General features: G+C 66.6%; 11 protein-coding genes. 9 read left to right on the top strand and 2 right to left on the bottom strand.

Features of this window, described 5'->3' with window-relative positions; genetic code table 11:
- Positions 1-7 precede the first annotated feature (7 nt).
- Both HNP02_RS32395 and HNP02_RS32400 read left to right on the top strand, forming a co-directional pair.
- Positions 8-754, top strand: coding sequence for a 1-acyl-sn-glycerol-3-phosphate acyltransferase (locus HNP02_RS32395; protein ID WP_184444753.1), 747 nt, complete (start codon positions 8-10; stop codon positions 752-754).
- Entirely contained in the window at positions 754-1,566 is an 813-nt protein-coding gene (locus HNP02_RS32400; protein ID WP_184444754.1) for an HAD family hydrolase, read from the top strand. Before HNP02_RS32395 ends, HNP02_RS32400 begins: the two co-directional genes overlap by 1 nt.
- On the opposite strand, the gene HNP02_RS32405 is transcribed toward HNP02_RS32400, so the two are convergent.
- A complete protein-coding gene (locus HNP02_RS32405) occupies positions 1,567-3,177 on the bottom strand; it encodes an N-acetylmuramoyl-L-alanine amidase (RefSeq protein WP_184444755.1) in 1,611 nt (536 codons plus the stop codon).
- A gap of 143 nt (positions 3,178-3,320) precedes the next feature.
- Positions 3,321-4,247 carry a hypothetical protein gene (locus HNP02_RS32410; protein ID WP_184444756.1) on the bottom strand — a complete coding sequence of 309 codons (927 nt, stop codon included), beginning with the start codon at positions 4,245-4,247 and terminating at the stop codon, positions 3,321-3,323.
- A gap of 240 nt (positions 4,248-4,487) precedes the next feature.
- On the opposite strand from HNP02_RS32410, the gene glf reads away from it, so the two are divergent.
- From glf to HNP02_RS32445, 7 genes are all read left to right on the top strand, one after another.
- Positions 4,488-5,753, top strand: a complete 1,266-nt coding sequence (glf, locus tag HNP02_RS32415) for a UDP-galactopyranose mutase (RefSeq protein WP_184444757.1) — start codon at positions 4,488-4,490, stop codon at positions 5,751-5,753.
- Positions 5,750-7,696: a glycosyltransferase gene (locus HNP02_RS32420; RefSeq protein WP_184444758.1), complete on the top strand. Its 1,947-nt coding sequence runs from the start codon at positions 5,750-5,752 to the stop codon at positions 7,694-7,696. Before glf ends, HNP02_RS32420 begins: the two co-directional genes overlap by 4 nt.
- Positions 7,693-8,235: a phosphatase PAP2 family protein gene (locus HNP02_RS32425; protein WP_184444759.1), complete on the top strand. Its 543-nt coding sequence runs from the start codon at positions 7,693-7,695 to the stop codon at positions 8,233-8,235. The genes HNP02_RS32420 and HNP02_RS32425 overlap by 4 nt, the downstream gene beginning before the upstream one ends.
- The gene (locus HNP02_RS32430; RefSeq protein ID WP_184444760.1) at positions 8,232-9,149 is read left to right on the top strand and encodes a decaprenyl-phosphate phosphoribosyltransferase; all 918 of its coding nucleotides are present in this window, start codon (positions 8,232-8,234) and stop codon (positions 9,147-9,149) included. Before HNP02_RS32425 ends, HNP02_RS32430 begins: the two co-directional genes overlap by 4 nt.
- Positions 9,127-11,154, top strand: a complete 2,028-nt coding sequence (gene zomB, locus HNP02_RS32435) for a flagellar motor control protein ZomB (RefSeq protein WP_309241766.1) — start codon at positions 9,127-9,129, stop codon at positions 11,152-11,154. The genes HNP02_RS32430 and zomB overlap by 23 nt, the downstream gene beginning before the upstream one ends.
- 213 nt (positions 11,155-11,367) lie before the next feature.
- On the top strand, positions 11,368-12,366 hold the full coding sequence (locus HNP02_RS32440; RefSeq protein ID WP_255507219.1) for an alpha/beta hydrolase family protein: 999 nt from the start codon (positions 11,368-11,370) through the stop codon (positions 12,364-12,366).
- 129 nt (positions 12,367-12,495) lie between these two features.
- Positions 12,496-13,536, top strand: a complete 1,041-nt coding sequence (locus HNP02_RS32445; RefSeq protein ID WP_184444761.1) for an esterase family protein — start codon at positions 12,496-12,498, stop codon at positions 13,534-13,536.
- The last annotated feature ends 41 nt before the right edge of the window (positions 13,537-13,577 follow it).

Below are 13,577 nucleotides of genomic sequence, written 5' to 3' on the forward strand. Positions count from 1 at the left end.
GGCTGGCATGGAACCGGTCTTCCGCAGTCTCGAGATCGCGGCCAAGACGGTGGTGCGGGTGACGGGGGCTCGGATCACCTACCGCGGTCTGTACAACATTCCGTCCGTCGGCGGTGCCGTCGTGGCGATCAATCACACCAGCTACGTCGACTTCCTTCCGGCGGCCCTGGCCACGATGCAGCGCAAGCGCCGCCTGCGCTACATGATCAAGGCCGAGATGCAGGACGTGAAGGCCGTCGACTTTCTGATCAGGCACACCAAGACCATCCCCGTTGACCGCCACGCAGGCGCCGACGCCTACGCGGTGGCCGTCGGCCGGCTGCGCGAAGGCGAGCTCGTCGGCGTTTATCCGGAGGCGACGATCAGCCGCAGCTTCGAGTTGAAGGCCTTCAAGACCGGCGCGGCGCGGATGGCGCTCGACGCCCACGTGCCGATCATCCCGCTCGTGGTCTGGGGCGCCCAGCGCATCTGGACGAAGGATCATCCGAAGCGCATTGACCGCAGCAAGATTCCGATCACCGTGGCGGTGGAGGCACCGCTGGTGGCATCGGGCACCATCGATGCGGTGATGGCCGAACTACGCGAGGAGATGACCACCCTGCTGCACCGGGTTCAGGAGGACTATCCACACCCCGACGGCGAGTACTGGGTGCCGCGCAGGCTCGGTGGCAGCGCGCCGACGCTGGATGAGGCCACGGTGCTCGACGAGGTGGAGCTCGCGGACCGGGCTCGCAAGCAGACGGGCAGCCACTGATGCTTCCCTTGATGATCGCCACCGACGTCGACGGCACGCTTCTCGACGGCGACGAGCGGGTCACCCCGCGTACCAGGGCCGTGGTGCGGGCCGCCGTCGATGCGGGTGCTCAATTCGTGCTCGCGACGGGCAGGCCGCCGCGGTGGATCGGGCCGGTCGTCGACGCGCTGGGCATTGCTCCGATGTCGGTGTGCGCGAACGGCGCCGTGATCTACGACCCGGCGACGGACCGGATCCTTTCCGCCCGCACGCTGTCGGCGGAACAGCTCGCCGTGCTGGCCGAGATCGCGCTGCGGGTGATCCCCGGCGCCGGGTTGGCAGTGGAACGCGTTGGCCGCAGCGCGCACGACACGGCGACGCCGCAGTTCGTCAGCTCGCCGGGGTACGAGCACGCGTGGCTCAACCCGGACAACACGGAGGTGTCCGTCGAGGATCTGCTCAGTGCGCCCGCGGTGAAGTTGCTGATTCGAAAGGCAGGCGCCCGCAGCGCGGACATGGCCGCGGCGCTGACGGGGCACATCGGCATCGAGGGCGATCTGACGTACTCCACCAACAACGGGCTCATCGAGGTGGTACCGGTCGGGATCAGCAAGGCGACCGGCGTCGAGGAGGTGGCTCGCCCGCTGGAGATCGCCGCCGAGGACATCGTGGCGTTCGGCGACATGCCCAACGACGTGCCGATGCTGCGGTGGGCGGGGCTCGGCGTGGCGATGGGCAATGCCCATCCCGAGGCGATCGAGGCCGCCGACGAGGTCACCGCGCCCAACACCGACGACGGACTGGCGCGCGTGCTGGAGCGCTGGTGGCTCTGACTAGCCCGCGTCGATCGGCGTGAACCGCTCGAGCTGAACGGGCATGCCGGGATTGGCAGGGTTCGGAAGTTCTTGCGGCACACCGTCGATCACGCGCGTGACGGTGCCCTTCAAGCGGTCGAAGTTCAACGTGCCGTGTTGGAAGTTCTGCACGATCCACTGCGGCTCCTGGATCTCCGCGCTGGTGGGCAGCCCAAGCGCCCCGCGCTCGAAGCCCAGTGACGCCCAGGCGTCGTAGATGGCTCCGGTCACCGGCTCGGCGCCGCTCTCCGGGGACCAGTACATGGCTCCCTTGGTGAAGTTCGCGTACCGCGCCGAGCCCTCGCCGGACGCCTCGGGTGACGTCGGTGCACCGAGCGGACTGGTGTCGCCACCGGTCGATGCCCACTTCAGGAAGATCGCACCACCACGCAGCGATTCGGCGAGATCCTGCGGGCCCGGCGGGGCGTTGAACCGGGCGGCGGTCTCGCGCAGCAGCGGCATCGCGGCGTAGGCGGCGTTGCCCGGACATTCGGTGTTGCCGACATCGCGGTGGGTGAAGATCGTCGGCAGCGTCACCACCGTGCCCTTGGGGACGAACGTGAAGTCGCCGCCTGAGGAGGCCAACGCCACGGTGCCCAGCGGGTCGACGTGATCGAGGCCGAGGCGCCAGCCGAGAAGTCTTCCCGTGGTGCGCAGCTGAATCGGTGTCGGCGGCACGGTCTCGAAGTCGCCGATCATCGCGACGCCCCAGGTGTTCGGGTTGAAGCCACCGGTGGCGGCGCCCTCGACGGGGCGGGTCATGCCGCCTGCCCGGCCTTCGAAGACCTGGCCGTACTTGTCGACGAGCGCGTTGTAGGCGATGTCGCACCAGCCGAGCGTGCGGGTGTGGTACTCGTAGATCGATCGGACGATGCCTGCCGAGTCCTCCGGCGCGTAGTCGTTGCTACCCGCGGTGTGGTGCACGACACCTGCGCGAACACCGTTGTCGTACACCGTGTTTCCGCACTTCATGGACTCGTCGGCGCCCCATTGGGCACGTCCGATGACGTTGGGTGGCTGGCCGGGCGTGTCCACTGCGGCCGCCAGTGGCGCCACGTCGACGGGGGACTGCGGAGGGCTGATCAGAACGGCGTTGAGATTCTGCGCGAACGGCTGTTCCACATTGGCGGGCACGTAGCCGAGGTCGGGTTTCTTGCCTTCGGGTGCGGGCACGGTCGGGGCAGCGCCCTCGGGCCGCGTGACGGAGATCTGCACGGCGGTCGTGCGGCCGACGAAGACGGGGTCGGTGCCAGGCGAGCCTCCTGAACCCTCGCCGACGCCGTCGAGTGCCTCGGCCCCGTACCAAGGGCCCCACGAACCATCGGACTGCTTGGCGCGGACGCGTGCCGACATGCCGCTCATGTCGTCCGCGGTGAGCGCCACCATGGAGAACGGCGTCTCCTGATGTACCTCGCGGACGGTCTCACCGCCGCCGATGCCGGTAAGGGGACGTTCGACGATCATGGGTGTGGTGGCCAGTGGCTGCTCGTCGCGAGCGCCCGGCATTCCATCGACTGCCCACGGCAGGATCACCACGCTTGCCGCCACGGCCGAGAACAGCAGCGACGGCACGTTGCGGCGGGACAGCACGGACTGATGTTACGTATGGGTCAGGTGTTACCAGAGTTTCGACACGGTCTTATGTACCCACCAATGTCAAGCCCCAGCCCCGCAACGGCACCGCAGAGCCAGCGAAGGCTTCTGCGGTGCCGTTTCGGTACAGGACTACGGGACTAGGCCGGTGCGGCCGCCGGAACGGCAGCAGCAGCTGCGGCTGCCGGTGCTGCGGCACCCTGCTGGATGGCTCCGGTGATCATCGGCATCACCATGCCCTTGAGCAGATCGATCGCCTGGCCTGCGCCGAGCGTCTGGGCTGCGCTGCCCAGGTCGCCGAGCAAGCCACTACTGCCGCTGCTGGCGGCCGGCGCTCCGAGGCCGAGCGACGGATCGCCGCCGAGGATCGGATAGGTACCCGCCGACGGGTCGAGTCCGACCGGAGAGCCGATCGGGATCTCACCGGGGGCGCCCAAGCCTGTCAAACCGGTTGCGCTCGGAGTGGTCAGGCCTGGCGTCGCGCCGGTCGGACTGGTCAACAGTGGGTTGGTCAGTGCCGGGTTGGTCAGGCTGGTGCCGGTCAGGCCCGGCCCCGTCGCCGAGACCGGGGGAACGCTGAGACCCGGCGCGGTGGCGCCAGGAGCGGTCAGCCCCGGCGTCGTGAGCCCTGGGGTGGTGAGCCCGGGGGTCGTCAGACCAGGCGTCGTCAGGCCCGGCGTGGTGAGACCGCTCGGCGGTGTCAGGCCAGGCGCGGTCAGGCCAGGTGCGGTCAGGCCAGGACTGGTCAAACCGGGCGCGGTCAGGCCGGGGCTGGTCAGGGGCGACGTCAACAACGACGACGATGGTGCGCCGGACCCCGTGAGGAGGCCCGTCGGCATCGGCGGCAGGTTGACCCCGAACTGCGACAGGCCCTGCGACAATGCTCCGAGGAGTTCGCTTGGCAGGTCGGTGACCAGCGACGCCTGCACGAACTCGCGCTGTTGCGGTTCGGCGTTGGTGGTGCTGGACGCGTCGGAAAGTGCGGCTATGGCGACTGGACTGACGACGGCCAGGGCGGCGACTGCGCTCATGGCTGTCGAGAGCTTGCGTCGGCGGCGGTTCGGCACGGAAGTCTCCATTCGAATTACTGGGCTTGGCATCGGCTACATGTGATAGCTGCTGGTTGTGGTCGGTTCGTCGGCAGCGGCGTCCTCGTCTGTTGAGTCCGTCAATACCGACGTGGTCGATGGTACGGATGTGACTACTGAGACTGGAGGGACGATGCGGAATCGTGAGCGAATTGCGACCTGCCGCGGGCCGACGAGGCATTCGGGTGGTGACCCCGGAGTCCGATACCCTTGCTGCCGATGACCTCCACTGATCCCAGGGTCGCTGCTCCCTCTCCGGCAAGCGGGGAAACCCCACCCGTCGGCGGCTATGACCTCTTCATCGTCGGTTCCGGATTCTTCGGTCTGACGATCGCCGAGCGCGTGGCGACACAACTCGGCAAGCGCGTTCTGGTGGTCGACCGCCGACCTCACATCGGCGGCAACGCCTACTCCGAGGACGAGCCGAGCACCGGCATCGAAGTGCACAAGTACGGTGCGCACCTGTTCCACACGTCCAACAAGCGGGTGTGGGACTACGTGCGGCAGTTCACCGACTTCACCGGCTACCAGCACCGCGTCTACGCCATGCACGGCGGGCAGGCCTACCAGTTCCCGATGGGGCTCGGCCTGGTGTCGCAGTTCTTCGGCAAGTACTTCACCCCCGATCAGGCCAGGGCACTGATCAAGGAGCAGGCTGCCGAGTTCAAGACCGAGGACGCGCAGAACCTCGAAGAGAAGGCCATCTCACTGATCGGGCGCCCGCTGTACGAGGCGTTCGTCAAGGCGTACACCGCCAAGCAGTGGCAGACCGACCCGAAGGAACTGCCAGCAGGCAACATCACCCGGCTGCCGGTCCGCTACACCTTCGACAACCGGTACTTCAACGACACCTACGAGGGTCTGCCCGCCGACGGCTACACCGCCTGGTTGAAGAACATGGCCGCCGACGAACGCATCGAGGTGCGGTTGGACACCGATTGGTTCGATGTCCGCCAAGAGCTACGCGCTGGGCATCCGAATGCTCCTGTCGTCTATACCGGCCCGCTGGACCGTTACTTCGACTACGCCGAGGGCCGGTTGGGCTGGCGCACTTTGGACTTCGAGCTCGAGGTGTTGGCGACCGGGGACTTCCAGGGCACTCCCGTGATGAACTACAACGACGCCGACGTGCCCTACACCCGCATCCACGAATTCCGTCACTTCCACCCCGAGCGGGCGTACCCGACGGACAAGACGGTGATCATGCGGGAGTTCTCGCGGTTCGCCGATGACGAAGATGAGCCCTACTATCCGATCAACACCGAAGCCGACCGCACACTGCTCGCGGCCTACCGCGCCAGGGCCAGGTCGGAGACGGCGTCGGCCAAGGTGCTGTTTGGCGGCCGGCTGGGTACCTACCAGTACCTGGACATGCACATGGCGATTGCCAGCGCGCTGAACATGTACGACAACACGCTCGCGCCGCACCTGGTCGATGGTAGTGCGCTGGCGAACTCAGAAAATGGAGAAAGCAGCCCAGCATGAGTGACATTCCGTCCGGCGCGCTGGACGCCGGGCCGACCCGAGCGGTCAGCCTGCTGTCCCGCGTCATCCTGCCGCGCCCCGGCGAACCCCTTGACGTCCGCAAGCTCTACATCGAGGAGTCGACCACCAACGCGCGGCGTGCGCATGCACCCACCCGCACCACGCTGGAGATCGGCACCGAGTCGGAAGTTTCGTTCGCCACCTACTTCAACGCCTTCCCGGCCAGCTACTGGCGGCGCTGGTCGATCGTCGAGTCGGTCGTGTTGCGGGTCGAGCTGACCGGCAGCGCACGGGTGGACGTGTACCGATCGAAGGCGACGGGCGCGCGAATCACGGTGGGCGGCAGCGCCGTTTCCAGTGGCGATTCCGGAAAGCCGGCCGTCGCCGAGTTCGAGATCGGCATCGACCCGTTCGAGGACGGCGGCTGGATCTGGTTCGACATCACCACCAACTCGCCGGTCACGGTGCACAGCGCAGGCTGGTACGCGCCCCAGGCCGCCCCAGGCCGGGCCAACGTCGCGGTGGGCATCCCGACCTTCAACCGGCCAGCCGACTGCGTGAGTGCACTCGCCGCCTTGACGTCGGATCCGTTGGTGGACGAGGTGATCAGTGCGGTCATCGTCACCGACCAGGGCACCAGCAAGGCCAAGGACCATCCCGGGTTCGCCGCCGCCGCCGCCGCACTCGGCAACAGGCTCTCCGTGCACGACCAGCCGAACCTCGGCGGATCCGGCGGCTACAGCCGGGTGATGTACGAGGCGCTGAAGAACACCGACTGCGAACAGATCCTGTTCATGGACGACGACATCCGCATCGAGCCGGACTCGATCCTGCGGGCGCTGGCGTTGAACCGGTTCGCCAAGGTGCCGACGCTGGTCGGCGGACAGATGCTGAATCTTCAAGAGCCATCGCATCTTCACGTGATGGGCGAGATGGTCGACCAAGAGAACTTCATGTGGACCGGTGCGATCAACACCGAGTACGACCACAACTTCGCGAAGTACCCGCTCAACGACGAAGAGGAGTTGCGCAGCAGGCTGCTGCACCGGCGCATCGACGTCGACTACAACGGCTGGTGGATGTGCATGATCCCGCGGTCGGTGGCCGAGGAACTCGGTCAGCCGCTGCCCTTGTTCATCAAGTGGGACGACGCCGACTACGGCCTGCGGGCGGGGGAGCACGGCTATCCGACCGTGACGCTGCCCGGCGCCGCGATCTGGCACATGGCGTGGAGTGACAAGGACGACGCCATCGACTGGCAGGCCTACTTCCACCTGCGCAACCGCTTGGTCGTCGCGGCGATGCACTGGGACGGCAACATCCGTGGCCTGATCGCGAGCCATTTGAAGGCGACGTTGAAACACCTTCTCTGCCTGGAGTATTCGACCGTTGCCATCCAGAACAAGGCGATGGACGACTTCCTGGCCGGGCCCGAGCACATCTTCTCGATCCTCGAGTCGGCACTGCCAGAGGTGCGGGCGATGCGCGCACAGTATCCCGACGCGGTCGTGCTGCCGAGTGCTACCGCGTTACCGACGCCGTCGGACAAGCGGTGGCGCAAGAAGGTGCACATCCCCACCAGCCTGGCTGCGATCGCGTTGCGAGTGAGCCGCGGTGCCGTCCACCAGCTTCGGGCACACGACCCCGAGCACCACGTCCGTCCGCAGATCAACGTTGCTACCCAGGACGCCCGGTGGTTCTCGCTGTGCAATGTCGACGGCGTCACCGTCACCACGGCGGATGGACGCGGGGTCGTCTACCGACAGCGCGACCGCGAGAAGATGCTCGAACTGCTTCGCGAGTCGCTGAAACGTCAAGCGCGCCTTGCCCGCAAGTTCAACCGCATGCGCAAGGTCTACCGCGCCGCGCTGCCGGTGCTGTCGAGCAAGCAGAAGTGGGAGACCGTTCTGCTTCCTGCGGCTGAGGGCGCTCGGCTCGAATGAGCCTCGAGACAGCGGCGCCTGCGCGCGGTGAGGACGCGGTGCTGGTCGCGGTGCAGTCGACACTGGCGGGTCGACCCGGGTTGCTCAGTGGTGCGCGTGCGCTGTCCCACTTCGGGGAGCACAGTGCGGGCTGGGTCGGAGTCGCGGTGCTCGGTGCGGTGCTACAGCCCGCGCGACGCCGGGCCTGGTTGACCGCTGGTGCCGGAGCGTTCCTCGCACACGCCGCGGCAGTCGTGATCAAGCGCATCGTGAAGCGCGAACGACCTTCCCACCCGGCGATCGCCGTCAACGTCGGCACGCCGAGTCGGCTGAGCTTCCCTTCGGCGCACGCCACGTCGACGACGGCCGCGGCGATTCTGCTGGGTCGGGTCACCGGACTTCCGCTACCCGTCGTCTTGGTGCCACCGATGGCGTTGTCCCGCTTGGTTCTTGGCGTGCACTATCCGTCCGACGTCGTCACCGGAGTGGCCGTCGGCGCGGTGGTGGCCAAGGTCGTGAGCCGCCTTGCGGATCGGGTTGAAGGAGAGAGAGCTCGATGAGTGAGGAAGCCCCACCCGTCGGAGGGCCGCCAAAGAACCTAGCAACGGGGATCGTCAAGGCCCTGCGCCCGCGCCAGTGGGTGAAGAACTTGCTGGTCCTCGCTGCTCCTTTGTTCGCCTTCGGCGGGGACATCAAGTACGACTACCGCGAGGTGCTGATCAAGGTCGGCATCGCGTTCGTGGCGTTCAGCCTTGCGGCTTCGTCCATTTATCTCATCAACGACGCCCGCGACGTTGAGGCCGACCGTGAGCACCCGACGAAGAGGTTCCGCCCCATCGCCGCCGGCGTGGTGCCGCAACAGCTCGCCTACGCGCTTGCCGTGGTGCTCGCGGCGATCTCGCTGACCGTCTCCTGGTTCGTCACCCCGAACCTCGCCGTGGTAATCGCGGTCTACATCTGCATCCAGCTGGCGTACTGCTTCGGCCTCAAACATCAAGCCGTGCTGGACATCTGCATCGTGTCATCGGCTTATCTGATCAGAGCGATCGCCGGCGGCGCGGCGGCCGACATTCCGTTGTCGCAGTGGTTCCTGTTGGCGATGGCCTTCGGTTCACTGTTCATGGTGGCCGGAAAGCGCTACGCCGAACTTCAACTCTCGGAACGTACCGGTGCCAAGATCCGCAAGTCGCTGGAGAGTTACACTAGCACCTATCTGCGATTCGTCTGGACGTTGTCGGCGACCGCCGTGGTGGTGTGTTACGGACTGTGGGCGTTCGAGCGTGACCGCATCACCGACGGATCCTGGTTCGCCATCTCGATGATCCCGTTCACCATCGCGATCCTGCGCTACGCCGTCGACGTGGACGGCGGCATGGCAGGTGAGCCCGAGGACATCGTGCTGCGTGACCGCGTGCTGCAGCTGCTGGGCGTGGCGTTGATCGGAACCATTGGTGCGGCCGTCTACTTCAGCTGACCGGCCGAGTTCCGCCGCCGGGCTCCGGTTGGCGCGCTGGCCTGCGTTTCCCTATGACGTCACCGTAAGGGTCAGCCTCTGGCTGAGCGTGCTGGTGATGGCAGGCCTGTTCGGCTGGGGGGCGTGGCAACGGCGCTGGATCGCCGACGACGGCCTGATCGTCCTGCGGACGGTGCGAAACCTGCTGGCGGGCAACGGCCCGGTGTTCAATGCGGGCGAGCGGGTGGAGGCCAACACCTCGACGGCGTGGTCCTACCTCGTCACCTTCGGCGCCTGGATCGGTGGCTCGGCGCAGCTCGAATACGTGGCTCTGACACTGGCATTGGTGCTCAGCGTGCTCGGCATCGTCTTCGCGATGCTCGGCACCGGGCGACTGTACGCGCCGGGTCTGCGAGGTCGAAGGGCCCTGCTGCTGCCCGCAGGCATGCTGGTCTACATCGCGATCCCGCCCGCCCGCGACTTCGCCACCTCGGGGCTCGAAAACGGTTTGGTACTGGCCTATCTCGGGCTGCTCTGGTGGATGATGGTGTGCTGGTCGCAGGCGCTGCGGCTGCCCGCAGCCCCCGCCGGCCCAGGCGAACCGCAGGAGAAGAGCGCGACGAGCCGGGTATTCGACGGGACGCTGGCGTTCGTCGCCGGGCTGAGCGTCCTTGTCCGGCCAGAGCTGGCGCTGATCGGCGGGCTGGCGCTGGTGATGATGCTCGTCGCCGCCCGTGGTTGGCAGCGGCGGCTACTGATCGTGATCGCGGGCGGCTTGTTGCCCGTCACCTATCAAGTGTTCCGGATGGGGTACTACGGCCTGCTGGTACCCGGCACCGCGATCGCGAAGGACGCGACCGGGTCCAAGTGGCAGCAGGGCTTCCTGTACCTGACCAACTTCAACAAGCCCTACATGTTGTGGGCGCCGGTGATGCTGCTCGCGGCCATCGGGCTGGTGCTCTACGCGTCGAGAACGATGCCGTGGTGGGCCAGGCACCAGATCCCGCCCGGCTACGGGCGACTCGCGCGGTCGATCCAAAGTCCGCCTGCGGTAGTGCTTTTCATGCTCATCAGCGGGCTGGTACAGGCGGTCTACTGGATTCGGCAGGGTGGCGACTTCATGCACGGCAGGGTGCTGCTGACCCCGCTCTTCTGTCTTCTGTTGCCCGTCGCGGTCATCCCCGTCGTGCTGCCGGGCGGCACCAGGATCGGCAGGGCGACCGGCTACCTGCTTGCCGGGGCCACCAGCGCGATCTGGTTGGCCGTCGTGGGCTGGTCGGCGTGGGCGGCGACGTCGCCGGGGATGGGTGCCGACGCCACCAGGGTCACCTACTCGGGGATCGTCGACGAGCGCCGCTTCTACGCACAGGCCACCGGTCACGCGCACCCGCTCACCGCCGCCGACTACCTGGACTACCCGCGAATGCGTGCGGTGCTCAGCGCAATCGACAACACGCCGGACGGTGCGCTGCTGCTGCCTTCTGGCAACTACGACCAGTGGGACGTGGTGCCTGCCATCCCGCCGCCGCCCCCGCCACCCGGCTCGCCTCCAGTGAAGAAGCAGATCGGGCCGCACACGGTGTTCTTCACCAACCTCGGGATGCTCGGCATGAACGTCGGCCTCGACGTTCGGGTGATCGACCAGATCGGGTTGGCCAACCCGATCGCGGCGCACACCGCGCGGATCGAGGACGGCCGCATCGGCCACGACAAGAACCTGTTCCCGGACTGGGCGGTCGCCGAGGGCCCATTCCTCAAGGAGTATCCGTTCATCCCGCCGTACCTCAACGAGGACTGGGTGGCCCAGGCCGAGGTCGCGCTGGCCTGCCCGGCCACCGACGCCATGCTCAACTCGGTGCGTGCACCCATGGGGCCGCGACGGTTCCTGTCGAATCTGCTCCACGCATCCGAGTTCACCCGGTACCGGATCAATCGCGTGCCGCGTTATGAGCTGGAACGATGCGGCCTGGAACCACCGGCGCCGAAGGTCGCGCCGTACACCGGCCTCCCTGCGACGGGGCCGTGACGAACGTCTCCTTGATTTGTTCGTCGGCTCGCTCTTCTGCTTTGGTTGCGCCCTGGGTAACGCTCCAGCCATGTTGAGGCGATAAGCAGTCAGTTGATTCATCGCTTGCCATGAGCTGTGCCACGGACACCGCCGCTGCACGCGGCGCCGGACATACGAAATTGGATGGTAAGAGCTGCAATGGGTACATCTATGCGCTTCGGCGCCCTGCGGATGGCGGTCCGACGCGCGTCGGTCGTGCTTGCGGGGGTGTTACGGGCTGCCGCGGTGTTGGCGCTTCCCGCGCTGACGGTGCTCGGTGGGACGCCGGTGGCCTCCGCCTTCTCAAGAGAAGGTCTGCCGGTCGAGTACCTCGACGTCTACTCGACGGCGATGGGCAGGAACGTGCACGTGCAGTTCCAAGACGGAGGCGCTCCGGCGCCGACATTCAACAGGGGCGGACACAAAGCCGTCTACCTATTGGACGGTCTGCGCGCCCAGGACGACTTCAACGGCTGGGACATCAACACGGCCGCATTCGAGTGGTTCTTCGAGTCGGGCGTCTCGGTGGTCATGCCCGTCGGCGGGCAGTCGAGCTTCTACTCCGACTGGTACTCACCATCGAGTTTCAACAACCAGCCCTATACCTATAAGTGGGAAACGTTCCTCACCAATGAGTTACCGCAGTGGTTGGCCGCCAACAAGCAGGTGTCGGCGACCGGCAACGGTGTGGTCGGCTTGTCGATGGCTGGCGGTGCTGCGCTGATCCTGTCGGCGTACCACCCCGCGCAGTTCAGCTACGCGGCGTCGCTGTCGGGTTTCCTCAACCCGTCGACGCTCTTCATGAAGCAGGCCATCCGCGTCGCGATGCTCGATGCCGGTGGCTACAACGTCGACAACATGTGGGGCCCACCGTGGGACCCCGCGTGGAGACGCAATGACCCGCTCCTGCAGGTCGCCCGCATCGTGGGCAACGGCACGCGGCTGTGGGTCTACTGCGCGCCTGGCGGCGGCCCGGCCGACGAGAACGTCGACCCCGGATTGACGGTCGGCGCAAGCAGCCTGGAATCACTTGCCATTGGCAGCAACCTGCGATTCCAGGAGAAGTACGTCGCGGCGGGTGGCACCAACGCCACCTTCCAGTTCCCACCCGCTGGGAACCATTCTTGGGCTTATTGGGGCACGCAATTGCAGGCCCTCAAGCCCGACCTGATCACCACACTCAACGGCTGAGCGGTGACCAGGAGTGCAGCTGCAGGAGATGAGGGATGCCACATAGGTGTGGTTCACTACACGGGCGTCGCGGAGTGGTCCTATGACCCAGGCCGGGCGCGGCATACGACAGATTGGATATGTAGAAGCATGAGTTTCGTTGGAAAGATGGCGCGCCGCTTTGCGGTCGCGGCCCTGGCAGCGGTAGCGCTGCCCGGACTGGTTGGCGTCGTCGGCGGCGCGGCGACTGCTGGCGCATTCTCCCGACCGGGTCTGCCGGTCGAGTACCTCGAGGTCCCGTCGGCTGGCATGGGGCACGACATCAAGATCCAGTTCCAGAGCGGTGGCCCGAACTCGCCTGCCGTGTATCTGCTGGACGGCCTTCGCGCTCAGGACGATTTCAACGGCTGGGACATCAACACCCCCGCCTTCGAGTGGTACTACCAGTCCGGCCTCTCCGTTGTGATGCCCGTCGGTGGACAGTCCAGCTTCTACAGCGACTGGTACTCACCGGCTTGCAGTAAGACCGGTGCATGCCAGACCTACAAGTGGGAAACGTTCCTCACCCAGGAGCTGCCCGCCTACCTGGCGGCGCAGAAGCAGGTGAAGCCGACCGGTAGCGCAGCAGTCGGTCTGTCGATGGCCGGTTCGGCCGCGCTGACCCTGGCGATCTACCACCCGGACCAGTTCCCGTACGCGGCATCGCTTTCGGGCTTCCTCAACCTCTCCGAGGGCTGGTGGCCCATGCTGGTCGGCACCTCGATGGGTGACGCGGGCGGCTTCAAGTCCAAGGACATGTGGGGCGAGTCGAGCGATCCCGCGTGGAAGCGCAACGACCCGATGGTCAACCTGAGCTCGCTGGTCGCCAACAACACCCGCATGTGGATCTACTGCGGTGACGGCACCCCGTCGGACCTCGACGCGGGCACCAACGGGTTCAACCTGTTCAACGCGAAGTTCCTCGAGGGGTTCACGCTGCGGACGAACAAGACCTTCCAGACGAACTACATCGCTGCGGGCGGCAAGAACGCCGTGTTCAACTTCCCGCAGAACGGCACGCACAGCTGGGGCTACTGGGGCTCCCAGTTGCAGCAGATGAAGCCGGACATCCAGCGGGTGCTTGGCGCGACGCCGGGTGACCCCAGCGCGGTGCCCGCCACTCAGCAGGCGGCTGCCACCTCTGGCGGCTAGGAACGGCTAGATCGAACGCCGACGGCGGCGACCCCAGCGGG

The organism is Mycobacterium sp. AZCC_0083 (assembly GCF_014202335.1).
Taxonomy (GTDB): Bacteria; Actinomycetota; Actinomycetes; order Mycobacteriales; family Mycobacteriaceae; genus Mycobacterium.

Bases quoted from the DNA above. Each gene is read 5' to 3' on its own strand.
- HNP02_RS32400 (WP_184444754.1), top strand. From the start codon at position 754: ATGCTTCCCTTGATGATCGCCACCGACGTCGACGGCACGCTTCTCGAC.
- HNP02_RS32445 (WP_184444761.1), top strand. From the start codon at position 12,496: ATGAGTTTCGTTGGAAAGATGGCGCGCCGCTTTGCGGTCGCGGCCCTG.
- glf (WP_184444757.1), top strand. From the start codon at position 4,488: ATGACCTCCACTGATCCCAGGGTCGCTGCTCCCTCTCCGGCAAGCGGG.
- HNP02_RS32440 (WP_255507219.1), top strand. From the start codon at position 11,368: ATGGCGGTCCGACGCGCGTCGGTCGTGCTTGCGGGGGTGTTACGGGCT.
- HNP02_RS32420 (WP_184444758.1), top strand. From the start codon at position 5,750: ATGAGTGACATTCCGTCCGGCGCGCTGGACGCCGGGCCGACCCGAGCG.
- HNP02_RS32425 (WP_184444759.1), top strand. From the start codon at position 7,693: ATGAGCCTCGAGACAGCGGCGCCTGCGCGCGGTGAGGACGCGGTGCTG.
- HNP02_RS32395 (WP_184444753.1), top strand. From the start codon at position 8: ATGGAACCGGTCTTCCGCAGTCTCGAGATCGCGGCCAAGACGGTGGTG.
- HNP02_RS32430 (WP_184444760.1), top strand. From the start codon at position 8,232: ATGAGTGAGGAAGCCCCACCCGTCGGAGGGCCGCCAAAGAACCTAGCA.